This window comes from Gordonibacter sp., from assembly GCF_036667095.1.
Taxonomy (GTDB): domain Bacteria; phylum Actinomycetota; class Coriobacteriia; order Coriobacteriales; family Eggerthellaceae; genus Gordonibacter.
This window is the reverse complement of the sequence record NZ_JAVWUP010000032.1, coordinates 1-22,408: the sequence shown is the minus strand read 5'-3', so window position 1 is coordinate 22,408 and position 22,408 is coordinate 1. Positions and strand designations below refer to the sequence as shown.

24 protein-coding genes and 1 pseudogene are annotated in these 22,408 nt (G+C 58.7%); 8 read left to right on the top strand and 17 right to left on the bottom strand.

Going from position 1 to position 22,408, the window contains the following annotated elements; genetic code table 11:
* Positions 1-263 precede the first annotated feature (263 nt).
* Both RR842_RS05265 and RR842_RS05260 read right to left on the bottom strand, forming a co-directional pair.
* Entirely contained in the window at positions 264-1,124 is an 861-nt protein-coding gene (locus tag RR842_RS05265; protein WP_332512293.1) for a DUF2064 domain-containing protein, read from the bottom strand.
* A 139-nt stretch (positions 1,125-1,263) separates the two neighbouring features.
* Positions 1,264-1,695, bottom strand: a complete 432-nt coding sequence (locus RR842_RS05260; protein WP_332512295.1) for a universal stress protein — start codon at positions 1,693-1,695, stop codon at positions 1,264-1,266.
* A 252-nt stretch (positions 1,696-1,947) separates the two neighbouring features.
* Here RR842_RS05260 and RR842_RS05255 point away from each other — a divergent pair, with 252 nt between their 5' ends.
* The 3 genes from RR842_RS05255 (at position 1,948) to RR842_RS05245 (ending at position 3,266) form a co-directional block, all read left to right on the top strand.
* Complete coding sequence (locus RR842_RS05255) at positions 1,948-2,136, top strand: hypothetical protein (RefSeq protein WP_332512296.1); 189 nt, start codon at positions 1,948-1,950, stop codon at positions 2,134-2,136.
* Between the two features lie 222 nt (positions 2,137-2,358).
* Positions 2,359-2,508, top strand: a complete 150-nt coding sequence (locus tag RR842_RS05250) for a DUF5679 domain-containing protein (RefSeq protein WP_332512297.1) — start codon at positions 2,359-2,361, stop codon at positions 2,506-2,508.
* Positions 2,509-2,555: 47 nt separating this feature from the next.
* Positions 2,556-3,266: an aquaporin gene (locus tag RR842_RS05245; protein ID WP_332512298.1), complete on the top strand. Its 711-nt coding sequence runs from the start codon at positions 2,556-2,558 to the stop codon at positions 3,264-3,266.
* 229 nt (positions 3,267-3,495) lie between these two features.
* Here the strand turns inward: RR842_RS05245 and RR842_RS05240 are convergent, their stop codons facing one another.
* Together RR842_RS05240 and RR842_RS05235 are read right to left on the bottom strand one after the other, a co-directional pair.
* Entirely contained in the window at positions 3,496-4,380 is an 885-nt protein-coding gene (locus RR842_RS05240) for a LysR family transcriptional regulator (RefSeq protein ID WP_332710761.1), read from the bottom strand.
* A gap of 229 nt (positions 4,381-4,609) precedes the next feature.
* On the bottom strand, positions 4,610-5,530 hold the full coding sequence (locus tag RR842_RS05235) for a LysR family transcriptional regulator (protein WP_332553268.1): 921 nt from the start codon (positions 5,528-5,530) through the stop codon (positions 4,610-4,612).
* Positions 5,531-5,778: 248 nt separating this feature from the next.
* Here RR842_RS05235 and RR842_RS05230 point away from each other — a divergent pair, with 248 nt between their 5' ends.
* From RR842_RS05230 to RR842_RS05220, 3 genes are read left to right on the top strand one after another with little or no spacing between them, the layout of a single operon-like run.
* Positions 5,779-6,768: an acyl-CoA dehydratase activase-related protein gene (locus RR842_RS05230; RefSeq protein WP_332521089.1), complete on the top strand. Its 990-nt coding sequence runs from the start codon at positions 5,779-5,781 to the stop codon at positions 6,766-6,768.
* Positions 6,761-7,990, top strand: coding sequence for a 2-hydroxyacyl-CoA dehydratase (locus RR842_RS05225; RefSeq protein ID WP_332729167.1), 1,230 nt, complete (start codon positions 6,761-6,763; stop codon positions 7,988-7,990). The genes RR842_RS05230 and RR842_RS05225 overlap by 8 nt, the downstream gene beginning before the upstream one ends.
* A complete protein-coding gene (locus RR842_RS05220; RefSeq protein ID WP_332729166.1) occupies positions 7,987-9,135 on the top strand; it encodes an acyl-CoA dehydratase activase in 1,149 nt (382 codons plus the stop codon). The genes RR842_RS05225 and RR842_RS05220 overlap by 4 nt, the downstream gene beginning before the upstream one ends.
* A gap of 6 nt (positions 9,136-9,141) precedes the next feature.
* Here the strand turns inward: RR842_RS05220 and RR842_RS05215 are convergent, their stop codons facing one another.
* The 11 genes from RR842_RS05215 to RR842_RS05165 all read right to left on the bottom strand — a co-directional run bounded on the left by RR842_RS05215 (position 9,142) and on the right by RR842_RS05165 (position 19,900).
* Complete coding sequence (locus RR842_RS05215; protein ID WP_332565382.1) at positions 9,142-9,297, bottom strand: hypothetical protein; 156 nt, start codon at positions 9,295-9,297, stop codon at positions 9,142-9,144.
* 13 nt (positions 9,298-9,310) lie between these two features.
* Positions 9,311-11,236 carry a molecular chaperone HtpG gene (gene htpG, locus RR842_RS05210; protein ID WP_332512309.1) on the bottom strand — a complete coding sequence of 642 codons (1,926 nt, stop codon included), beginning with the start codon at positions 11,234-11,236 and terminating at the stop codon, positions 9,311-9,313.
* A gap of 389 nt (positions 11,237-11,625) precedes the next feature.
* Entirely contained in the window at positions 11,626-12,912 is a 1,287-nt protein-coding gene (locus RR842_RS05205; RefSeq protein WP_332729165.1) for a type II toxin-antitoxin system HipA family toxin, read from the bottom strand.
* Positions 12,909-13,253 (bottom strand): helix-turn-helix domain-containing protein, encoded by a 345-nt coding sequence (locus RR842_RS05200; protein ID WP_332512311.1) that lies wholly within the window; start codon positions 13,251-13,253, stop codon positions 12,909-12,911. Before RR842_RS05200 ends, RR842_RS05205 begins: the two co-directional genes overlap by 4 nt.
* 260 nt (positions 13,254-13,513) lie before the next feature.
* The gene (locus tag RR842_RS05195) at positions 13,514-14,536 is read right to left on the bottom strand and encodes an SGNH/GDSL hydrolase family protein (RefSeq protein ID WP_332729164.1); all 1,023 of its coding nucleotides are present in this window, start codon (positions 14,534-14,536) and stop codon (positions 13,514-13,516) included.
* A gap of 149 nt (positions 14,537-14,685) precedes the next feature.
* Positions 14,686-15,234, bottom strand: a complete 549-nt coding sequence (locus RR842_RS05190; RefSeq protein WP_332553261.1) for a DUF308 domain-containing protein — start codon at positions 15,232-15,234, stop codon at positions 14,686-14,688.
* Between the two features lie 101 nt (positions 15,235-15,335).
* Positions 15,336-15,563 (bottom strand): LysR family transcriptional regulator, encoded by a 228-nt coding sequence (locus RR842_RS05185; RefSeq protein ID WP_332722644.1) that lies wholly within the window; start codon positions 15,561-15,563, stop codon positions 15,336-15,338.
* 31 nt (positions 15,564-15,594) lie between these two features.
* Positions 15,595-16,050, bottom strand: coding sequence for a rhodanese-like domain-containing protein (locus tag RR842_RS05180; protein WP_332729163.1), 456 nt, complete (start codon positions 16,048-16,050; stop codon positions 15,595-15,597).
* A gap of 132 nt (positions 16,051-16,182) precedes the next feature.
* Positions 16,183-17,160, bottom strand: a complete 978-nt coding sequence (gene rarD, locus RR842_RS05175) for an EamA family transporter RarD (protein WP_332729162.1) — start codon at positions 17,158-17,160, stop codon at positions 16,183-16,185.
* A 172-nt stretch (positions 17,161-17,332) separates the two neighbouring features.
* Complete coding sequence (locus tag RR842_RS05170; protein ID WP_332512318.1) at positions 17,333-18,820, bottom strand: DUF2130 domain-containing protein; 1,488 nt, start codon at positions 18,818-18,820, stop codon at positions 17,333-17,335.
* Between the two features lie 96 nt (positions 18,821-18,916).
* Positions 18,917-19,900, bottom strand: a complete 984-nt coding sequence (locus tag RR842_RS05165) for a WYL domain-containing protein (RefSeq protein ID WP_332729161.1) — start codon at positions 19,898-19,900, stop codon at positions 18,917-18,919.
* 127 nt (positions 19,901-20,027) lie between these two features.
* On the opposite strand from RR842_RS05165, the gene RR842_RS05160 reads away from it, so the two are divergent.
* Positions 20,028-20,360, top strand: coding sequence for an HIRAN domain-containing protein (locus tag RR842_RS05160; RefSeq protein ID WP_332565385.1), 333 nt, complete (start codon positions 20,028-20,030; stop codon positions 20,358-20,360).
* A 93-nt stretch (positions 20,361-20,453) separates the two neighbouring features.
* Positions 20,454-21,119, top strand: a complete 666-nt coding sequence (locus RR842_RS05155; RefSeq protein WP_332553255.1) for an SOS response-associated peptidase family protein — start codon at positions 20,454-20,456, stop codon at positions 21,117-21,119.
* A 62-nt stretch (positions 21,120-21,181) separates the two neighbouring features.
* On the opposite strand, the gene RR842_RS05150 is transcribed toward RR842_RS05155, so the two are convergent.
* Both RR842_RS05150 and RR842_RS05145 read right to left on the bottom strand, forming a co-directional pair.
* Complete coding sequence (locus RR842_RS05150) at positions 21,182-21,352, bottom strand: hypothetical protein (protein WP_332522285.1); 171 nt, start codon at positions 21,350-21,352, stop codon at positions 21,182-21,184.
* 577 nt (positions 21,353-21,929) lie between these two features.
* Positions 21,930-22,408: pseudogene (locus RR842_RS05145) on the bottom strand (hypothetical protein); the annotation flags it as partial.

The window sequence follows — 22,408 nt, the reverse complement described above, 5'->3', positions numbered from 1 at the left end:
ACTGTGTGTTTGAACCTAGCGTCTGGCATCATCGAGCTTGTTTTGGTGATAAAGGAAGTGCTCCGCTCCCGCAAGGGAGAGGAGCGCACCAAATAAACCCAAACCGCCGAAGCGATTCTTAGAGCCGGTGGGAGTTAACGCTCCCTTCGGCTCGTCTAGTATTATACACGAAAGGCACGTGGAGCAAGCTTTTTTCGGGTACCTTTTAGCTCGAGTAACTCTTTGGAAGAACGTGGGCAGATACGACACCGGCCCCATCGTCCTCAGCAGTCGATGTCCTCGCGGGGGTCGTGCAGGTCGTTCGGGGGGACGCGTACTTCGTCCCAGCCCATTTGGTGCAACGCGTCAGCCGTACGCCACGGCGGCACGATATCATCGAACTGGGCGCAATAGCTCAACGCCTCCACCACCGTTACGGTGTGCATGAGGTCGGCCATAGTGTCCACGTCTGGAATAGGCGGCAGATACAGCGCCGGAAGACCGCACGAACGCGCCTTGTCGATATAGGCTGGCAGCACCGTCAAGCCCTCGGCATGGTAGAACACGCCGGTATGACTGAAGTCGGTGTCCCGCGTCCAGCCTATCACCGACACGCCCATCTCCTGATCGGGAGCCAGCACGATGCCACCGCCGTCCACTGCATCCAAACGATGCAGCGCCTCGAACCCGGCAATGACGTCTGCCTTGGTCAAAGCCGGCATGTCGGCACCCATCGACAGCACCGCATCGGCACCCCCGTCGAACGCCTGCTGGAACGCATGGTTGTAGTGCTCATCGAAGCTGGAACCCTCGTCGGCAATGAACGTGATGGGGCGCGGCCAGGTGCCCGACTTCACGAACAACGTACGCATAACTTCGACGTTCGAGGTCGGTGTCGTAGATATGACCAGCTCGTATGCGTCATGGATGTCTCCACCCTGCGCAACGGCCTCGGCGGCGCACGCCTCAAGATCAGCCATCGCCGCACAGCAGATTTCCGTCACATCGAACAGCATGCAATGGTAGAGCGCCGCGGCCACTTCGGGTGTGAACACGCCGTCTTTCAAGGTAGACAGGCGCGTCTTCACCAACCCTGGTACTGGCGGCTTGCTGAACAGCACCAGTACATTCTTCCTCTCCCTCACAGCTTCTCCTCCCCTTGGGGCACGCGAGCAGCTCGTGCCCCACCCCGCCCTCGCCGGCACGCAGCACCCCCCGGGTGCGCGCCGGTCTTTCTAGCGCAGACCCCATGCCTGCGTTTCGCCCTTCCTGTAAGGCAACCAGCTACTTGACGACAAACACCGGGATCGTAGATCCGTTCAGCACCTTCAAGCTGACGCTACCCATGTACTCCTTGAAGCCGCTCAGCCCGCGGTTACCCATGACCACCAGGTCGTAGTCGCCCTGTTCGATGAGCTTCAAAATCTCCGTAGCGGGGTTCACGCCCGTCAGCAGCAGCGTATCGGTGCGATCAGCAATGCTTTCGCCCAAGCTGTCCTTCATGTCGGTGATGATTTCTTTGCCGTCGGCGATCATCATGTCCAAAACCTCACGGAAGCTCTCTGTCTGAGCCTCGTCCAGCAAGGGGATGGGCACTACGTATACCAGATCGAGCTGCGCCTCGGGGTTCGGCTCGGCCAGGGCGGCCGCCATATCGAGCGCACACTTAGCGCCTTCGGATTCGTCGACGGCCACGAGCATCTTGTTGGCTTTCATCTTCGCATCTCCTTGTCTTCGGGGTATTCATGCGGGTTTTCACGCCCGCGTTCGTTCCTGCTGCCAGTATAAGGGTTTTGTCAAAAGGCGTGCGGGGCGATCAGTTATCAAAATCACGCTCGACGTGCCAACTTGCCAACAGTTCGGTTATGGCGAGGAAGACGAACCGCGGTAAGAACGAGCATTTGCGGGAAACCCAGCTACGATGGACGGATGCGCATCGCGCACGACTTCTTGGAGAAAGGCTCCGCCATGGAACGAGTAGATGCAGCGGTCATCGGATGCAAAGCAGCGGGAAAACCGCTGGCAGTGGCCCTAGCCGATGCGGGATTCACCGTAGCCGCCATAGAACGTTCGAAGCGTATGCGCGGCCATGCCATCTTCACCCATCCCGCCCTCACCGAGGAGTTGAACAACCTGCTCTCCCGCATACCGTCTTAGATTCGCGGCAACAGCCGAGGCAAGAAGGAGAGTGGCGCTTATTGAAAAAAGAATCGCCCTAACACATCAAGGCAACTGCAACAAGCTATTTAATGATATTTTTAATAACAGAATACTATCAAAAGCTAAAAGATACTTCAACTCCTTGTTGACCATATTGACATGGGATTATTGTGCGACGAACATGATGAGGTTTGTATTTATCAACCGAGAGGAGCGAATATGACCGTCGAGGCGTACTGCATGAAATGCAAGGAAAAGAAGACCATGAAGGACCCGGTAGCTAGCACGACGAAGAACGGCAAGCCCATCACAAAGGGAACGTGCCCCGTCTGCGGTAGCACCATCTGCCGCATCGGCAGCATTCAGTAGCACCGTTGTCGCCCTATCCGCCAGACACATTAAAGGGAGCCTTTAGTATGGAAGCATCGCCGATCAAGAAATACGCCGCAGAAACACTGGGCACATTCGTGCTGACCCTGTTTGGCTGCGGCAGCGCCGCCATCGCAGGGGCCACGCTGGGAACGCTGGGCATCGCCATGGCGTTTGGCCTGTCCATCATTGCCATGGCGTTTGTCATCGGCAACATTTCGGGCTGTCACATCAATCCGGCAGTATCGCTCGGCCTGTTCTTGGACAAGCGCCTGTCCGCCAAAGACCTTGTCGGCTACTGGATCGGCCAATTCGTCGGCGGTATCGTGGCTGCAGCCGTGCTGGCACTCATCATCAGCATGTGCGATCTGGGAGGCGTGCTGGTCACTGGTCTTGGCTGCGACGGCTACGGGGCAGCTTCCGCTGTCGGTATTTCGGTCGTGGGCGCTGTTATTGTCGAGATCATTCTGACCTGCATCTTTGTGCTGGCAGTGCTGGGTTCGACAGCCGACGAGCGCACGGCCCCGTTTGCCGGCATTATCATCGGCCTCACGCTAACCTTCGTGCACATCATGGGCATTCCGCTGACCGGCACATCGGTAAACCCAGCCCGCAGTTTCGGACCAGCGCTTATGATGGCATTCAACGGTGACATGACCGCGCTTTCGCAGGTATGGGTATTCATCGTAGGCCCGCTTCTTGGTGCTGCGATTGCCGCAGGAATCTGGATGGCCTTCAAGCAGAAGAAAGCCGCTTAGCTTTTCAGAGCATCTCGAAAAACGAGGGATGCCTTAGGCAAACCCCTCAAGTTGGGCTGGTTTTAGTAAGATCGGTCGCAGCTTGAGGAGTTTGCCTATGCCGGGGGATAACGAAGCCTTTCTCGAAGACAGGCGGAGGGTCGCGCAAAGGATGCAGGACAACCGCCTTGCCGCCGCAAAATCGCCCAGTGCCCCCCAAGGCAGCAAAAAGAGCAACGGACGAACCGAGCTAGAGGATCGTCTTCAGCATATTGCCAATGGTCGACGGCACGGACAGGGCCTTTCCTTCCAACCCCACCAAGCAAATAGTCGTCGTCACCGCATCCTCAGGAACCAGGAGTCGCAAGGTCGTCAGGGGGTTTGCCTTCCCAAAGGCCGAAATGCCCACGGCAATCGAAAGACCGCCTTCGCGAAAATGCTGATGGATGTTGGAGAAATCGACTTCCACGAACTTCAGATCGTATGCCCGCTCGCGAAAAATCGCCGATGCGGTCTCGTTGCTGGCAGCAAGCCATAAACTGGACAGGGCGATCGGATAGGGAACCAGATCGGCCAAACTCACCATCTCGTGGGAAGCCAGGGGGTGGTCTTTGCTCATCATAATACCCAGGGGAACAGTGCCGATCACATGGCACTCCGTTCCGGGATGGCGAACGGTCCCTATCGTGACAAGCGCATCGTACTCCCCCTTGAGCAATGCCTCCATACCCGCCTCCCCCGCAAGCAGGTCTATGGTAACGTCAATGCCCAACTGGCTTTCGATGAGCGCCGCCGAGTTATGGCGCACCACCTCGTTACCGGTGAAAGGCGGAGTATTCAGCGCAAGGCGCAAGGCGCGCGGCTGCCCGCAGCGATCATCGTAGCTGCGGGCAAATTCAGCCAAGTCGTCGAAACACGACACGACATCCGAAGCCCGCCCGTAAAACTCTCGCCCGAACGGAGTGGGCTGCATGCCGCGGTTCTCGCGCACGAAAAGGTCATGGCCCAGTTCGCGCTCCAAATCCGAGATCGCTTTGGAGACTGCTTGAACCGTCACGTACAGGTTCTTGGCCGCAGCAGACAGGCTGCCGTTTTGGACAACCGCCGCCACATAAGTAAGCTGCTTAATATTCAAAACGAACCCACCCCATCTGAAATATGCTAACTTCGTATTGTACAGAGATAAAACGCGCCCTACCGGCTACCCGCATCCTTCAAAAATTATTTCAGGACGTACTTTCTGAGCTTGGAAAACAACCAAGCGCCCACACCGCTTCGCCCCGTGCACTTCCCCGCGAAGCACCTACCGGATCGTCCTACAAACCATCGGCGGCACCGCGTTCCCGCAGTCATCTTGAAACCTGTCAGAGGATATCGCCCGGAGATTCACCGCCAAAGATAACCAAGGCACCGGACAGCCAGCGCTCAAAGGCCAAATAAGCCTTGGTCTTACGGTTTTTCAGGCTTACCAGGCAGATGGGGATGGCGAGGGCATCTTCGGTCGCCACCGGCCTTATCACCGTCTCGGGGTGCAGTGCGCCGAGCGCAGGGATATAGGTGACGAAGGCAACGCCCTGCTGCTCAAGAAGATGCTTGCTGAAGTGCTCTACCGACACGAGCTTGAAGTCGATATCCAAATCCCTCTTTTGGTACATCGTTGCGATGGAATCGTTGAATGCATCGAATAGGGGCGACAGCGAAATGGAGTAGTTTTCCAAATCTGCAAGGACAACGGATTTCTCGCGAGCAAGCGGGTGGTCTTTCGCCATGATAAGACCAGGGGCCACCGCGCCCATCGATATGCAGTCGGTGTCGGGGCTCGAAAACGGGCCGATGGTGACCAGCATGTCGTAGACGCCCGAGCGTAAACCACTTAGAGCCTTTTCGCCATTATCCAACGCAACCTGCGTTTCAAAGCCCAGGCCTTTCTTTGTAAAGGCAGCAATGCTCTCGCACGCTTTCTCGTTTCCGAGGAACGGCGGAGCGCAGAGGGCCAAACGCAGCACGTCGGCATGCAGAGGGTTTTCCTGATAGCGGGATGCAAACGATTCCAATTCAGTGAAATTTTGAAGCACCGGAGCCACTTTGAGAATAAAGGCGTTGCCAAATGGCGTCGCGTGCACACCTCGACTTTCGCGCACGAACAGATCGCGGCCTAACTCGCGCTCGAGGTCGGCCACAGCCTTAGACACCGCCTGCACGGTGACGTACTGATTTTTCGCCGCCGCAGACAAGCTGCCATGCTCTACTACCGCTGCGAAATACCGAAGTTGCTTTATGTTCAATGAACTCGCTCCGTCGTCTGCTTTTACGCACTTACTTGAATTCTACCGCGTGCAGCACCTTTATCTGATCACCCGAGGCTCCTTCAATTAGTTTTGAAACCGGGCGGTTGCCGTCGTTTGGCCGTGCTGGAGCCTTCTCCGTGGAGGGTTTGTATCAAATAGGAGAAGCTGGCACCTGCCGGGGATGTTCGGCAAGAGCGCTCGTATACCATTCACAAGCAGCATTCCGGCCGATCCGAAAGAACCTTATGGGAATACTCAAACAAAGCGATTTCGCCGACGTGCAACGCGTGGGCATTCCGCGGGCGCTTCTATATCACCGCTATGGCACGCTGTGGGAGACGTTCTTTCGCGAACTGGGGCGGGAGGTAGTGCTCAGCCGCGAGACGGACCGCGCGCTGGTGGTCGACGGCGAGACGCTTTCGGTAGACGAATGCTGCCTGGCTTCGAAGGTGTACTTGGGACACGCCGCCAGCCTCCTTGGCGCGTGCGATGCCCTGTTCGTTCCCAGCATCGAGAATCTCGGACACCGCAAAGGGTTCTGCACCAAGTTCCAGGCATTACCGGACCTCGTAGAGAACGCGCTGCACGACCGCCCCTTACGTGTGGTCTCGTGCCTGGTGGACGAGGCGCACGAGCATATGCCCATGAAAGAGGCGTTCGTTGCGATGGCCGGACGCTTCGGAACAGGCACCCGCGAGGCGAAACGCGCATGGAGGACCGCCTCGCATGCCCAGGAGCGATCCGACCGCGCGGCGGCAGGCGCCCAGGAGAGGCTGCTTACATCGCTCGAGACGGTGCACGGAGGCGAGCGGCCCTTGGCTATCTTGTTGGCGGCACATCCCTACCTGGCACATGATGCCTATTTGGGCGGCAGCATAGCCGATCCGCTGAGGCGCCTGGGGGCGGCCGTGGTCTACGCCGATCAAGTGGATCGCGAGCGCACGCTCAAGGCCAGCTTCGAATTCTCGGAAACGCTTCCGTGGATGGTGAACCGCGAGCTTATCGGCGCGATCATGCTGCTGCATGAACGCATCGACGGCATCGTACTGGTAAGCGCCTTCCCCTGCGGGCCCGACTCGATGACTGACGACGCCATCCTGCGCTGCATCCAGGGCAAGCCCATCTTGAACCTGACCATCGACGCGCAGAGCGGCACAGCCGGGCTGGAAACACGCATGGAAAGCTTCACCGACATTCTGCGCTACCAGAAAAAGGGAGGCTACGTCCATGCATGAGATCGACGGAGACCTGCTCGACGACTTCGGCACCACCCAGACGCGCGAAGCACCGCGAGCGCGTATCGTTGCCGGATGGCAGCGCTTGAGGCTGCCGCGCCTCGTGCTGCCGCAGCCGCGCCGGGGCAAGCGTGCACGCAAGCCCGACCGCCACGCGCGCACGCAGGTTGCCTTCCTTCGTTTCGGCTATTACGACATCGCGTTCAAGTACTTCGTCGAGCAGGTATTGGACGCCGTGTACCTGCCCCTACCCGAGCCGACGAAACGCACGGTGGAACTGGGCAGCCGCAATTCAAGCGATTCGGTATGCGCACCGTTCAAGCACATACTGGGCGACTACATCGAGGCCCTCGAGCTGGGCGCCGACGTACTGGTGCAGTTCGCCGGACCCTGTCGGCTGGGCTATTACGGCGAGCTGCAGGAGTCGATCTTGCGCGACATGGGCTACGACTTCAAGATGCTGAACTTCGCCACCGTCACCGGCAAGCCGCTGACGAAGTACATCGAGGTATGCAAGAAGCAGGTGAACCCCAATCTATCCATACCGCACGGCGTGCGCGGCATGCTGGCTATGTTCTCGCTTATCGAACACCTCGACGAGGCGAACGAGTTCTACCTGGCAAACGCCGGCTTCGAGGCAGAACGCGGGTCGTTCGACCGGACGCTGGCCGCCTACCACGCCGACCTTCGGATCTCCGTGAGCGAGCGCGACATCTCCGAAGCGCACAAACGCGGCATGGAGGCCCTGCGCGCGCTGCCCACGCGAAAACCCGCTGCCCCCTTGCGCGTCGGCGTGGTAGGCGAGTTCTTCACCGCTATGGAGCCCCATTCGAATCTGGGGCTGGAACGCAAGCTGCTGGACATGGGAGTGGAAGTGCACCGCATGCTCACCCTGACCAGCCACCAGCTGCGCCACAACGAGAAAAACCTGCGTGCGGGCGTTTCCGACTACGTGCGCTACAACATGGGGCCCACCTCGAGCATGACCATCGCCGCCACGCTGAAGTACGCGCAGGAGGGCTTCGACGGCGTAATACACGCAAAGTCGTCGGGCTGCACGCCGGAGGTGGACTGCATGCCCGTCCTGCAGCGCATCAGCCGGGACACCGGCATGCCCGTCCTGTACCTCAGCTACGACTCGCAGACCAGCGACACCGGGCTGGATACCCGCCTCGAAGCGTTCTACGACATGCTGGCCATGAAGAAGGAGAAGACGAAATGACGCATGCAGCAACCGACGCCTCGGCACCGCACGGCGGCCAGCCCCTCGAATCGAACCCCGCCGCCACCGGTAATGCGCCTGCGCAGGCCGAAGCGTGCACAGGCGCATCGTCGTCGAACGGATCCTTCGATGCCTATCTGGGCATCGACATCGGCTCCATCTCCACCAAAGGCGTCATCGTGGGAGCAGACCATGCCATCATCGCGCGCTCGTATCTATGGACAGAGGGAAACCCCGCGCACGCCGCGCGCCGCGTCGTCGCCGACCTGGCCGACCAGATCGATCGCGCAGCCGTGCGCGTGCGCGCCGTGGGCACTACCGGCAGCGCCCGGCGCCTCGTCGGGGCCATGCTCGGAGCGGCTGTGGTGAAAAACGAGATCACCGCGCATGCCGTGGGCACCACCATGCTGCACCCCGACGTGCGCACCATCCTGGAGATCGGCGGGCAGGACTCGAAGATCATCTGCGTAGAGAACGGTATTGCGGTGGACTACGCCATGAACACGCTGTGCGCCGCCGGCACCGGCGCGTTCCTGTCGAGCCAGGCGAACCGCTTGGGCGTTGCAGTGGAAGAGTTCGGCGAGATAGCGCTGACGTCCTCGCGCCCAGCGAACATCGCCGCCCGCTGCACCGTGTTCGCCGAGAGCGACCTGGTGCACAAGATACAGGTAGGCTATGCGCGGGAGGACATCATCGCGGGGCTCTGCCACGCCGTGGCGTCAAACTACCTGAACAATGTGGGCAAAGGCAAGAAGATCGCCGCCCCGGTGGTGTTCCAGGGCGGCGTGAGCAAGAACGCCGGCGTCGTGCGCGCGTTCGAGAAAGAACTGGACATGAACGTCCTGGTGGACCCCGATGGCCACCTGATGGGCGCCTTCGGCGTGGCCCTGCTGGCCGCCGAGGCGAACCTGCGCGCAGAAACCCTCGGCACCGGTACCTCCCCCGACGCAACACCGGCTGACGAGGGACCCTTCACGTGCGGAGCCCTCGATTTCGATGCCATTGGAGACTTCGCCTTCAAGACCCGTGAGGTCGAATGCGCCAAGTGCGCCAACCACTGCGAGATCATCTGCGTCTACCGCGACAACACGCTCATCGACTCCTGGGGCAACCGCTGCGACCAAGGGGCCGTGAAGGCGGGGTAGGCGCATTCACCCTGCCTCCAAGCAGATACCCAGCCGCGCGAACTCCTCATCGGAAAACGTTGCGCCCGTCACACCGCGCAGCACCGTGTCCACGCGGTTTGCCAAGGCGAGCGCTTCCTCCCAAGAACAACCGGCATTGCGCGCTGCTACGACAGCTGGCAAGCTGCCCGCATTCCTACGCCATAAGCTTGGCGACGTTCTGGGCAAATGCTACCGGATCGTCAATGGACATGCCTTCGACCAGCAGTGCCTGGTTGTACAGCAGGTCGGCATAGAGCTTCACCTTGTCGGCATCGCCTGAATCTTGCGCGGCTTTCAGCGTCTCGAACACGGGATGCTTGGCGTTCAGCTCGAGCACCCTCTGCGACTTGATGTCGTCGCCATCCGGGCCCTGCGAAAGAATCTTCTCCATCTCCAGCGACACGGGACCCTCGGTGGTGATGCAGGCGGGCGCATCGGTCAGGCGGGCAGACACGACCACCTTCGTCACCGAGTCGCCAAGCGCCTCCTTCAAGGACTTGAACAGGTCCTCGTTGTCCTTCGTCACCTCTTCGGCGTCCTTCTTCTCCTCCTCGGTAGCCAGATCGAGGTCGCCCGTAGCAACGTTCTTCAGCTCCTTGGCACCCTCGCCGTTCTCGTCGCCGCCGAAGTCGCGCATGGCGGTGAAGCAGAACTCGTCCACATCCTGCGTGCACAGCAGCACATCAAAGCCCTTGCCCAGCACCGTTTTTACGATAGGCATCTTGTTCAGGCGCTCCACCGACTCGCCGACGGCGTAGTAGATGGATTCCTGGCCTTCGGACATAGCTTCCACGTATTCAGCCAGCGTAACCAGCTTGTCTTGTTTGGCGGAGTAGAACAGCAGCAGGCCGGCCAGGGGGTCTTTCTGCATGCCGTAGCTGGAATAGATGCCGTACTTCAGACCGCGACCGAAGCTCTCGAAGAACGCCTCGTAGCCCTCGCGGTCGTTGTCGCGCATGTTCTCAAGGTCGCTGGTGATCTTCTTCTCGATCTTCTTGGCGATGGCACGCAGCTGGCTGTTATGCTGCAGCGTCTCGCGGCTGATGTTCAGCTGCAGGTCCTGGCTGTCCACCACGCCGCGCACGAAGTTGTAGTAGTCGGGTAGCAGCTCCTCGCATTTCTCCATGATCAGCACGTTGGAGCTGTAGAGCGCGAGGCCCTTCTGGTAGTCCTTGCTGTACAGGTCGAACGGGGCGCGGCCGGGCACGAACAGCAGCGCGTCGTAGGACAGCGACCCTTCCGCATGCACGGAAATGGTACGAGCCGGATCGGAGAAGTCGTGGAAGTCGGTCTTGTAGAACTCGTCGTACTCCTCCTGCGTCACTTCGGACTTACGGCGCTTCCAGATGGGGATCATCGAGTTGATGGTCTCAACCTCGGTGTAGTCCTCGTACTGCGGCACGTAATCGTCGCCGGCGTCCTCAGGCTTGGGCAATTCGCGCGACTTCGTCACTTCCATCTGGATGGGATAGCGCACGTAGTTGCTGTAGCGCTTGATGAGGTTCTTCAAGCCGTACTCGGTGAGATAGGTATCGTAATTGTCCTCGTCGGTGTTGTCCTTGAGCGTGAGGATGACGTCGGTGCCGTGCTCGGCGCGCTCGGCGGCTTCGATGCTGTAGCCTTCCACGCCGTCGCTCTCCCAGCCCCAAGCCTCGCACGCGCCGTAGGCCTTCGACACGACACGCACCTTGGAAGCCACCATGAACGACGAGTAGAAGCCTACGCCGAACTGGCCGATGATGTCTACGTCCTCGCCCTGCATGTCGCCGTTCTCGGCCTTGAACTCCATGGAGTCGGAATGCGCGATGGTGCCCAGGTTGCGGTCGAGGTCGTCTTTGGTCATGCCCAGGCCGCTGTCCGACACCGTGACGGTACGGGCATCTTTGTCGAACGACACGCGAATGCCCAGCTCATCTTTGGAGAGCTGGATGGACTTGTCGGTCAGGCTTTTGAAGTACAGCTTGTCCACCGCATCCGACGCGTTCGAGATGAGCTCGCGCAGGAATATCTCGCGGTTGGTGTAAATGGAGTTGATCATGAGGTCGAGCAGCTTTTTGCTCTCTGTCTTGAACTTGCGCATGGTTGCGTGCCTTTCCTTCGTGTCGGTTCAATGCGGCAGAGCAGTATTAGCAGTCTCTGCCTCCGAGTGCTAAAAAGAAATTGTAGTACGGCACGCTACGATGTCAAGCAAGGAAGGGAGGAATGCGACGAATTCCGCAATATCAAGAAACTTAGTTGATTGCCAACACAATGCACCTGCCAAAGCGAAGGTGGCACTAAAAGGCGTTGTAGGCTTCATTTCGCACCGTCATATATTCAGACCGATTAGTGACCGCCAAATCCCAAAACACTTTACCGTCAGGGGAACAACGAAGTCTGTCTCCTCAGTTGGCAACTGAATCGCGAGCGCAAACTCAACAGCAACAACCTCGGCGAAATTCCCTATGATCAGCAGGAGAAAAAGATGCGCTATCTCACGGCCAGCAGATTTCGTGCAATTTCCTCGTACGCTCTTTCGGGGACGGAGGCCTGTTGCGCAAAGGTACTCCATGCGCTGATCGCCTCATTCACCTGCTCGACCATTTCCAAGGCGCGGCTGCGCGAGACGTCCATTGCCTTTGCTGCCGCAAGCAGATCATCCAGCCCGATGTTGTCGGCTTTGCCCGCAACGGTCATCTGATGACGAGACAGCCACTTGTTTCCCGGATCGTTTGCGTACGTCACGTCGTATGCCGGGGCCAAATTCCACACGCCGCGCCTATCCATAAGAAACGATAGGTTCTTCACGTGATCGTCTTGGTTTCTCGCTGAAACATTGAACAGCATTCTAAGATACAGCTGCTCGATACGGTCCTGACCAAGATTCAGGTGCCGCATTACGCTTGCCGCCTGCTCGTAGCTCTGTGCCGCAGGGTGGTTGAAATCGAAATGGGCCAGGGCGCCCAACGTCTGCATATGTAGCTTGCCGCCGCTTGCCGTGCGGTCAAACCGCCGCGTCATGAAATGCTGCCGATCGCTTTCGCCGAGCAGCCTGCATTCGCTCATCTCGATTCCCGCTTCGAGCGCCATTAGATAATAGGCGAATTCTATACGCGTGTACGCAGGGCGGTCGTAGGAGTCGCCCTTGTCCTTGTTCCGCATGATATCGTCGAACTTGATCAGCCAATGCTCGTAGCCAGAATCGGCCTCAACCTGTCCCGAGCGAACGTCATTGGTTTCGCGATTCCAGGCAATGACCGCCTTTGCACGCGCGCCTCCGGCCGACGTTCCCACGCTCACCAATCGGGCGAGCCCTGCTTCGTCCATCGTTTCGTGTATGCCCTCACGCTGGCCGAGCACCTCGTTTGCAACAGAAACCAACGCGTCGATATCGATGCTGCCGCTATACGCGAACCGATCGTCAGAAGGCTCATACTCCAAAGCACCCATTCCGCGCGTACCGGTATAGAGCAGGCGCTCGACGGCGCAAAGTCGCTTAAAATCCCTACCAGTCTGCGCCAGATAGCTGTCCAGCAGCGCATTGCCGAATCTATCTGGCAGCGAATCGGCCAGCATGCCGGGAAGGCCGTGAAAAGACTCGCCTTTGAGAGCAGGAAACGAATAGATTGCTCCGGACAAGGGCATTTCAAGGGGAGAAAGCTCGATGCCACTTCGCAAGAAGTCTGGATCGTAGTTGAAGACGGGGATGTCGTCGGCACCGTCTTGCTGAACGGCACCGATGCGCGTACCCCACAAAGAAACATGGGCGGCTATCATCGCTCGTCACCCCAAGCCCACATCTCGTTTGCTTGCGCGCTTTTCGGGGAGGGTGCTCTTTTGCGCTTGCGCTTCCCGTCAAGCACCTCGGTAGGCAGCATGCGGTACTCGGGAACCAGCAGGTCGATGTTTCGAAGCGCTCCCAGCGCTCTCAATACACCGAGAAAACCCTCGAGCGCTATGCTTTCACCCGACTCCAGACGGGCAACCGTACGGGCAGATACCCCACTTTTCTTGGCTAGTTCTGCCTGGGTGAGCCCCAGCGCAAGCCTTTGGTCGCGCAAACGCTGAGCAAGCTCCCCGAGCACCGCTGCGTTGCTCTCGTAACCGGTTATCTTCATGCGTAGCCTCTTATATGACGTATTTGTCTTATTAGAATCATATTCTATATTTATTTGCCATATTTGTCTAGTTAGTTTATAGCATGTTATCAAACCAGCGAGCATAGCAGGCAAGCTGAGCGGGGAGTTCGTGCGCCCACTCGGTCAGAAGCAAGCGGGCAGCTAAACCTCACGTGCTCAGAATCGCCCAGCTTTGCCCCAATAAAACAACCGACAATGCACTGGTCCACCCTTCCCCTGCCAACAGAGCATCCATAGCCCTAGTCCCGCTTGCACACGCACAGCCACTGGTTGCCAGTCGATGCGGCATGAGGGCAACCTATGCAGGTAGGCTCGTCGCAGGTTTCGGCGGAAAGCGGAGCGCCGGCAAAGTCGCAGCCAAACGCGAAGGGAGAATCGGCGGAGTCCGGCAAGGGTATGTTGGCCGCAGACGTATCGGGCGAGCACCCTCCGTCCGGCAACGCATCAGCTAGGGCGGCATCACCCGAGCCAACATCGCTTTCGCCAAAAGGCGCTTTTTTTCGGTCGCCCTGTTCCTCGATCTCCATTGCTCGCAGCACCAACTGCGCCAACTGCCGCATGCCGCGCTTCGTGGGATGCGTGCCATCGAGAGCCTCGTAGTCGCGGCCTAAAGCGCGCACATCGGCAACATGGCAGCCGTTTTGACGAGCGGACACACGGATGGCATCGTTATAGCGGTCGAACGGGATACCGCGCAAGCGGTATGCGAACGTGGCCGACGGCCGACCGGCAACGCGTCCGGGGCACAGCGTGCAGCACCACACCTCCGCCTGCGGATAGGCGGCACGCAGACGCGCAAGCATGGCGCGGTAAGCGGCACCGAACAGCTCTGCCGCATCGGAAGGAGCCGCACCGGCTGTGCACTCGGGAATGCACGACAGGTCAAGGCTCTGCGGCAACGCGCCTCCGCGACCCGCCGCCTGGGCGTCCGCGCCACCCCAGCCATAATCGTTGATGCCGATGAATACCAGAATTGTATCGGGTGCAGCCCCGTCTTTGGAAAGCGCCGCGATACGCTCTGCGCTGTTCGCCGCGGGGAAACCCGCCCCTTCCACCATGCTGCCGGAAAACGACCCGTTGCGCAACGGCTGACCGCCACTCCGATCGATCACCTGCGCCCACCAAGTATCGGCGGGAGACAGCACACCCGCCTCCCTGCGCCGCTCGCCTTCGTAATACACGCGGAAGCCTTCAGGATTGCAGCCCTGAAACGTGCTGATGGAATCGCCCAGAATGGAGAACTGTAGCCTTTTTGCCATCATCTAGCCCCTCGTTGCCCTCTCGGTTCGCCAGCTTGCGGGCGCATTGCTCCGTCCGCAGCACACCATGATACCGAACCCGCTGCCATCCGACTACCACGGGCGTGCTCCAGCAAACGCTAGCAAACGCGCAGCGATCTGCCGTCGATCACCTAGCGGCGACTTTTCATAGCACTGGAAAGCGACGTTTCGATGACCAGGTCGCCCACGCCCTTCACGATAAGAAGAATGCCCAGCACCAGCATGAACGTCACCGTCGTATCGAAGGGGTTCACGATGATGACCACGCCGCCGACAGCGATGACCGCGCTCACAACCAGGCCGAACACCCACATGCCGCCGCGATACGTGCGCAACTCGAACGAGCGCACCGCGTTCGCCACGCCGCCCACAACCAGCAAAATACCCAAGACCAGCGAGAAGAAGCCCGCGACCCCCTGAGGGAACACGGCGACGACCAAGGCAACTACCAAAAAGAAAATAGCTGTCGCCAATACGCCCGGCGAACGGTAGCGCTCACCTTTGCTGCGGAAATACGCGAGCAGCGACGCTGCGCCCGTCACGGCGAAATAGAGCGCCAGCAGGTACATGAGGGTGAGCGTGGTCGTTTCCGGCATAAATGCCAGTAGCAATCCCAGCGCGATGGAAAGTACCGCTTGCACAATGTTGTTCGAGCGAACCATCTGAAGAAACGATCCCATGCTTGTCTCCGTTCCCGCTTGCCAGTCTGAGCTTCGGCACGAGAATACCACAGCCTGCAAGGAACATGAACGCCAACGACGGCTCTGTAACGGCGTCGGCATCAGAAGCAAGCGGCAACCCAGGCAAAACCACCTCCAGCGAGCTCTTCACCGCTTTCGGTGGGACGCATCTTGTCGTCTCGATCGAATATCTCGAAGCCCACTTCCTGCTCGAGGGAACGGATAGCTTTGGAAATAGCCTGACGGGACACGAAAAGCTCGTCCGCCGCCTTCGCCACACTGCCACAGCGGGCAACGGATGACACGTATTTAAGTTGGTAAAGCTCCAAGCCCAGCTCCTTTGGGTTGGGTGCTTCTACGTTAGTCGGTCACCGTCTCGTACGGCCAGTCGGCTATGCCACCGAAATCGAACACCTGGGTATAGCCCCTGCCAGCCAGCATTTCGGCAGCGGCGGCACTGCGCCGACCTGAGCGGCAATACACGAGGATCGTCTCGTCCTTGCTGGGAAGTTCGGCTTCAGCACGCGCCGCCAGTTCGTTGTCGGGAATGAGAACCGCCCCGGGAATATGGCCTTGGGCGAACTCGTCTGCGCTCCTTACATCGAGCACGATAAAAGGCCCTCCCCCCTCCATGACGGCTTTCGCCTCCGCGGGGGACATCTTCTGGTAAGCACCTGTCACGGCACCCTCCTTGGTATCGGCCGCGTTTCCTTGGTTGCTCGCCGAGCATGCGGAAAGCAAAACAAGCGCAGCAGCAAACAGCGCGAGCAGCGCCCGAACTTTGATGGATCTCCTCACTTGCACTGACATGATCATGCTACCTCGTTTCACCAAGCCCGCTTCGAGCTTATTATCAGTTCGAAGCCAGAATACACGCACCCGCGCACGGGAATCGCCTCACTGGCATATTTCCGAGCCTCGGACACCTCTAGAAACAACTTCTCAACCCTATGCGCGACCCTCGCAACATTCTTCGGTCGGCAGCGCTGCCTTCTTGCGCCTGCCCGTCAGAGCCGCTTCCACACCGATGGCTGCAATGCCCAACCAGATGAGGGCAAAGCAGATGCCGTGCGCCACGGTGAACTGCTCGCTGAAGAACGCCACCGCTAGCACGAGCGCGATGGTGGGGCTGACGTACTGGATGAAACCGATCACCGTCAGCGACACGCGGTTGGCGGCCGCCGAGAACAGCAGCAGCGGAACCGCCGTCAGCACGCCGCATCCTGCGAGCAGCGCCATGTCGGCCACCGGCCCGGTGATGGCCATTGCGTCGGGCGTGGCGGGCGCAATCTGCCAGATCCACGGGGCAACCGCTCCAACAGCGAGCGCGGCAACGCCGATCAGCCCCGTCAACAGCGATTCGAACGCCATGCCGGGCAGGGCCGGGTAGCCGCCCTTCTTCTTCACCGCGCCGTACACGCTGAACGTGAGCGCCAGCGCGAAGGCAATCCAGATATCGCCGCCGTTCGCGACGATGAAGCAACCCACCCCCAGCGCGGCCAGCGCCGTGGCCACCTTCTGCATGGTAGTCAACCGCTCCTTGAAGAAGATCATGCCAAGCGCAATGCTGCACAGCGGGCACAGGTAGTACCCGATGCTCGTCTGCAGCAGATGCCCGCTGTTGGCCGCCCAGATGTACACGCCCCAGTTGCACGAGACAATAAGCCCCGAGGCAAGAAACGTGCGCACTGCGCGCGGGTCGCGGAACAGGTACAGGAAGCGCGTCCGCTTTACCAGCACACACAGCGCGATGATCGCCGCACACGACCACACCATGCGCCACGCCAGCACCTCGAACGCGGGAATAGCCGAGAGCAGCTTCCAGTACACCGGCATGATGCCCCACAGCAGGTAGCACCCGAGTCCCTGGAGGAACCCGGTGCGATCGGTTCGTTGCTCAATGTCCTGCCCTGCCGGTGCGGCCATACCCTGCTCCCTCTTGTCGATAGCTCGGGAGCATTATACCCCTGCTCTTGCCACGGGCGGCCCCCTCATCGCCGACCGCCCAGCGAACTGCGTCACCCGCAAGCGCGAAAGGAGCATAACGCCAGCACTCCCGAAAGCAGAGACGGTCGGGCGAATCAAGACATCGAGGCCCCTAAACCTCGTCCGAAGCAGCTGTTCCTTCGGCTCCTCCCCCCAATTCCTCGAACTTCGCCTTCATGGTGGGGTTGTTGCGCGTGAGTTTCTTGATGCTCAGGGCCTCGGCCTTGTCGTTTGCCAAACGCAGGTTGTTCTCGGAGCCCAGCAGATCTTCTTTCGTACGCATGAGCAGGTCTATGGTTTTGTCTATTTCCTCGATAGCCTTATGGAATTTCTTGCTGGCCAGCTCGTAGTTGCGCCCAAACTTTTGCTTGAAGTCTTCCATTTCCCTTTCGAAGTTGGTTACATCAATGTTTTGCTGGCGCATCATCGCCAACTCGCTGCGATATTTCATCGAGCTCTGCGCGGCGTTGCGCAAGATGCTGATGAGGGGGATGAAGAACTGCGGGCGGATGACGTACATCTTGTCGTAGCGGTACGACACGTCGACGATGCCCTCGTTGTACAGCTCGCTTTCGGGTTCGAGCAGCGATACGAGCACGGCATATTCGCATTGCTTTTTGGTGCGGTCGCTGTGCAGCTTTTTGAGGAAGTCCTCGTTCTTGTGGCGGTGCGTCGAGTCGTCTTGCTCGTTCTTCATCTCGAACATGATGGAGAGCGCTTCGTTGCCGTCTTGGTCGCATTCGCGGAAGATGAAGTCGCCCTTGCTGCCCTCCGAAGCGTCGTTGTCCTTCTCGAAGTACGCCTTCGGAAACGCCGTCGCGCGTATTTTGTTGAACTCCGTTTCGCAGTGGTGCTCAAGCGACTCGCCCAGCATCTTCGTGGAGAGACGGGCCTTCATGTCCTTGTAGCGCTCGATCTCCTGATCCTTGTAGGCGAGGAGATCGTCCTTCGCTTTGAGGCGCTCGGCCATTTCGGCTTTGAGACCGCTTTCGACCTGGCTTTTCTCGAGCTCGGCGCGCTCGATTTTCGCAGCAAGCTGGTCGCGTTCCTTTTCCACCGTTGCACGTACCTGCGTCACTGCAAGCTGCTTCTCGGTTTCGAAGGCGCTGTCACGGGCGGCGAGCTCCTGCTGAAGCTGGACGATAGCCGCCTCGCGCTGGGCAAGGGTGCTTGCGAGCGTTTTCTCGTGCTGCACTTGGGCGAGGCGCGATTCGGTTTGCTTTTCGGTTTCGAGCTGCTTGAGCGCCGCTTCAAGCTGGGCGATTTTCGCGTCCTTGTTGACCACGGCACTGTTCAGGGCGCTATCGTGCTCCGCCTTGGCGGCGCGCTCATTGCTGGCTATCTCGCGTTCCTTCGCTTCGAGTTTGGCCTGGAGTTCGGCGATAGCGGCCTCTTTGCCTGCGATGCTGCCTTGCAGGTCGCCCTGAGTTTTCGCAACAGCCAGCTCCACGGCGCGTTCTTTGTCCGCCTGCAGCAGATCCACCTGGCGCTGGATCTCCTTGGCGAATTCGCCATCGCGCACCTGCTTCACAATGTCGGCGAAGCCGGACTCGTCGACTTGGAACATAGTGCCGCATTCGGGGCATTTGATCTCGTTCATAGTTTTCCTTCCAAGCTTCGCCACTCATTAAGTACACGACACTATTGTACGCAGCTTGCCGCTGCCAAGTGTCCCTTTTTCGGTATAGAAGGACGCTTATTTCAACGTTTCCAGAATGTTCTGCAAATGCTCACGATAGCCTTCCACCAGTTCTCGAGGCTGCTCGACCTGTATTTGGCTGCCGAACTGAGCCAGCCAGCCATAAAGCGTCGGGCTGATCATGACCACGGCGCTCACGCGGGCGCGGTCTGCGTCGATAGCGACGACATGCACGTCGCGCCCGAAGCGGTCGATCACCGCGTTCATGGCCTCCTTGGCCACAGTCATGGTCACCGGAACCGCCTTGCCGCCAAACATACTGAACGAGCGGTTCTCGTACTTCGTCACGTCGAAGTTGGCAATGACCTCGTTGCGGCTGGCCGGATGGTCAGAAACGCGCACCTTCGCCATACGGTCGACGCGGTAGATGACGATACGCGCATGCTTTTCGTTGTAGGCGGCCAGATAGTAGTTGCCCTCCGAGCAGATCAGCCGCACGGGAGTTTCCTGGTAGATGCGCTCATCTTTACGCGGGACGCGGTTCTTGTTCACGTCGTAGTCGCAGTAGACGAAGCAGAGCTGGCGCTTCTCTGCGATTGCCTGATGGATACAGTCCACGGCAAAGAACACCGACTCACTTTGCAGGCGGACACGGCCCTCAACGTGAATCTGCCGATCAAGCGCGGCGCGCTGCGGGGAACTGGCGAGCCCCTTGATGCTATTCACCAGCGATTTCGCTTTGCGTTCCGAGAGGAACCTCAGGCTTTGCACGGCATTGACCATGAGGGCGAGCTCGCTCAGGTCGAAGTCGCGCGTAGCGATGGCATACTCGGCGGGTGCGCGGTGGTATACGCGGATGTCCAGGCCGAACTCGCGCAACGATTCGATGTCGCGGTAGAGCGACTTGCGCTCAGCACCGACGCCCTGCTCGCCCAGGCGAGCAATGATGTCGGGCATGGAAAGGCCATGCTCGACATCGGTTTCCTCGAGCAGCATCTGCATGAGGTAGAGCAGCTTGAGCTTTTGGCGATTCACAGCCATGATGCATCCCTTCTGCAATGCCAATGCGCACAATCCAGTGCGACTGTCCCTATTATAGTCCAGCAGAAATGGAGCTTTTCGATAGAGTGTGAAACGAAGGCGTAAACCGCGACGGGAAGGAACCGCAATGTACGAGCCCTCGAAGCACTATGCGACGTTCAACATCAGAGGAATGCAGTTTTCCGAGAGTGCCTTAGTGGTCGGATCGCTTAAGGTGGGCGACAAGCTGAAGCTAGTCCCCGAGTTCGACAATCCTTTCGACTCGCAAGCTATCGCCGTCTATACAGGCAAAACGAGACTTGGCTATGTTCCGCGCGAAATGAACGAGCTTCTCAGCATGTTTCTGTACTACGGGTACGAAGACGCTTTCACCTGCCGCATACTGGCGATCAATCTTATCGAACACCCCGCCAAGCAGATCACTGCAGCTATTTATATTAAGGATGCTCGAAAGAAATAGGCCCTGTCGCATTTCCGTCGAAAGCTGATACGCTCCAAAAAGTCGTGCTATGCTCCTTTATGCGAGGCAATCCGTTGTACATGAAGGAGCAGTATGTGCGGTAGGTTCACGATGCTTACTTACGACGAGGTGCTGGACATCGTGCGCAGCATCGAGTTCGGCACGCCGCTCAATCCCGAGCCCGAGTGGCCCGCGCGGGGCAGCGAGGCATTCCCCGGCAGCATGGTTCCCCTCATCGTTCCCGGCGAGAACAGGCGCCTGGAGGTTGCCGAGTTTTTATGGGGCTACCCGGTAAGCTGGCAGAAAAGTGTTGTGTTCAACACGCGCATCGAGTCTGCGCTCACGGGTGGCATGTGGGGCGACTCCCTTCGGCAGCGGCGGTGCATCGTGCCGATGCTGGGGTTTTGCGAGCCGCATCGCAGCGAGACCTTTCGCAACCCCCGAACGGGCCGCGCCTGCAAGCAGCAATACCGCTTCACCTTGCCGGGATCGCCCTTGGCACTGCTTGCAGGGGTCTACGAGAGCAACTATTTCTCCGTGGTAACCACCGAGCCGAACGACAACGTCTCCCCCATTCACGACCGCATGCCCTTAGTGTTGAGGAATCAGGAGGTTCCACACTGGCTTGGAAGTAACTACGCTGATCTCGCGGATCGCTCGGCGGTGGAGCTTTCGCCGGAACGCGTCGTCGTCCAGCGCTCAGCCCAAGACGGCCCCGACAAGCTGGATAATCCCAACGATCAGCTCAGCCTCTTCTAGCGTTATCAACCGAACTGGCCCCGCGCACGCGTCAGCGACCCCAACAACCAGCTAGGCATCTTTCAGACGGCGTCTTGACGGCAATTTGCCACGAGCCGCATGAGCACGTCAGCTTTCGCCGCCATCCTGTCGAGCGTCGCCGCCTCCCGAGACGCCTCGCGCACATACAGGTCGTTCATGATCCTGTGGCTCTCTGCGATTCGCTTCTGAAGCATTTCCCCTGTAGCATCCATGTCGATTCCTTCGGTTGGTGTTGTGTTTTCGACTAGGATTAGTATGCAGGGATTGACCCGTATCAGTGTACCGAAATAGGGATACTTCATTCCAATACACAAGTGAAGCCACCGAGCATCAGACACCCAGCAATCGAAGTAGTCATCTGCGAACTCTCCTCAAATCAGCACTCGAACCCATCGAGTTCCTTTTAAAAAATGAGCAACATTTGAAAAATACTCTTACGCTTCCTTTAATCCTTGAATATTGCTTTCGCCTTTTTGGCTATGCACTCGTGTCGTGCTTTTGTAGACTCAATGTCCAAGCGATAAGCCCCCTTTTCGCACACAAGGACATCCCCCTCAGCAGCATCGACAGGTACCTCTGATCTCGCAACGTCAAACATGGTTCCGTCCATTCGCTCGCAGACCGCCTTCTTGCCTTCAAATCTATCTATTATCATTCTGCACATAATATTCTCCATTTTGAGTCTGCGCTAGCAAGTGGCGAAATGGGTAGGCAAGGTATAGCTTTTACCTATCTGCTGATCATGGGATCTTCGCGCTTTCGTTTTTTAAATCAGCTTCATTACTCACCTTATTGCGGAGGACCGCATTTTGAGCACGCTCCCAGCCCCTGCGCTTTAGCGTCTCCAAGACTAATGGGTATTTTGCTTTTATTGAGATACTGGCAGCCATCTCGATGGTACTTCTTTCCCGTATTGGTTGTATAGACAGTTACGCCACCTGAATCACTTTGCTCTTGATTTGCTGCTGCAGCGGCGGCGGCGGCAGCTTCTTCCTCCGCCTGCGCCGCAGCAGCAGCCTCCGCATCGGCCTTCGCTTGAGCAGCCGCAGCATTGGCGGTAAGGGGAGTGGGCACATTAAAAGAGAGATTACCGCTCTCGCATGTTGCGACAATCGTTCCCATTTGGTCGGTTCGGAATACTGAAACTGACGAGAGCATGACAAGCACCTCAGGATCAGGCAGCCCGTAAGTATTGTCTGCACCTGCCGAAATGACCGCAAAAGAAGGGGAAAGCGCTTTTACGAGGGCTGCCGTAGTCCCATCTTCGG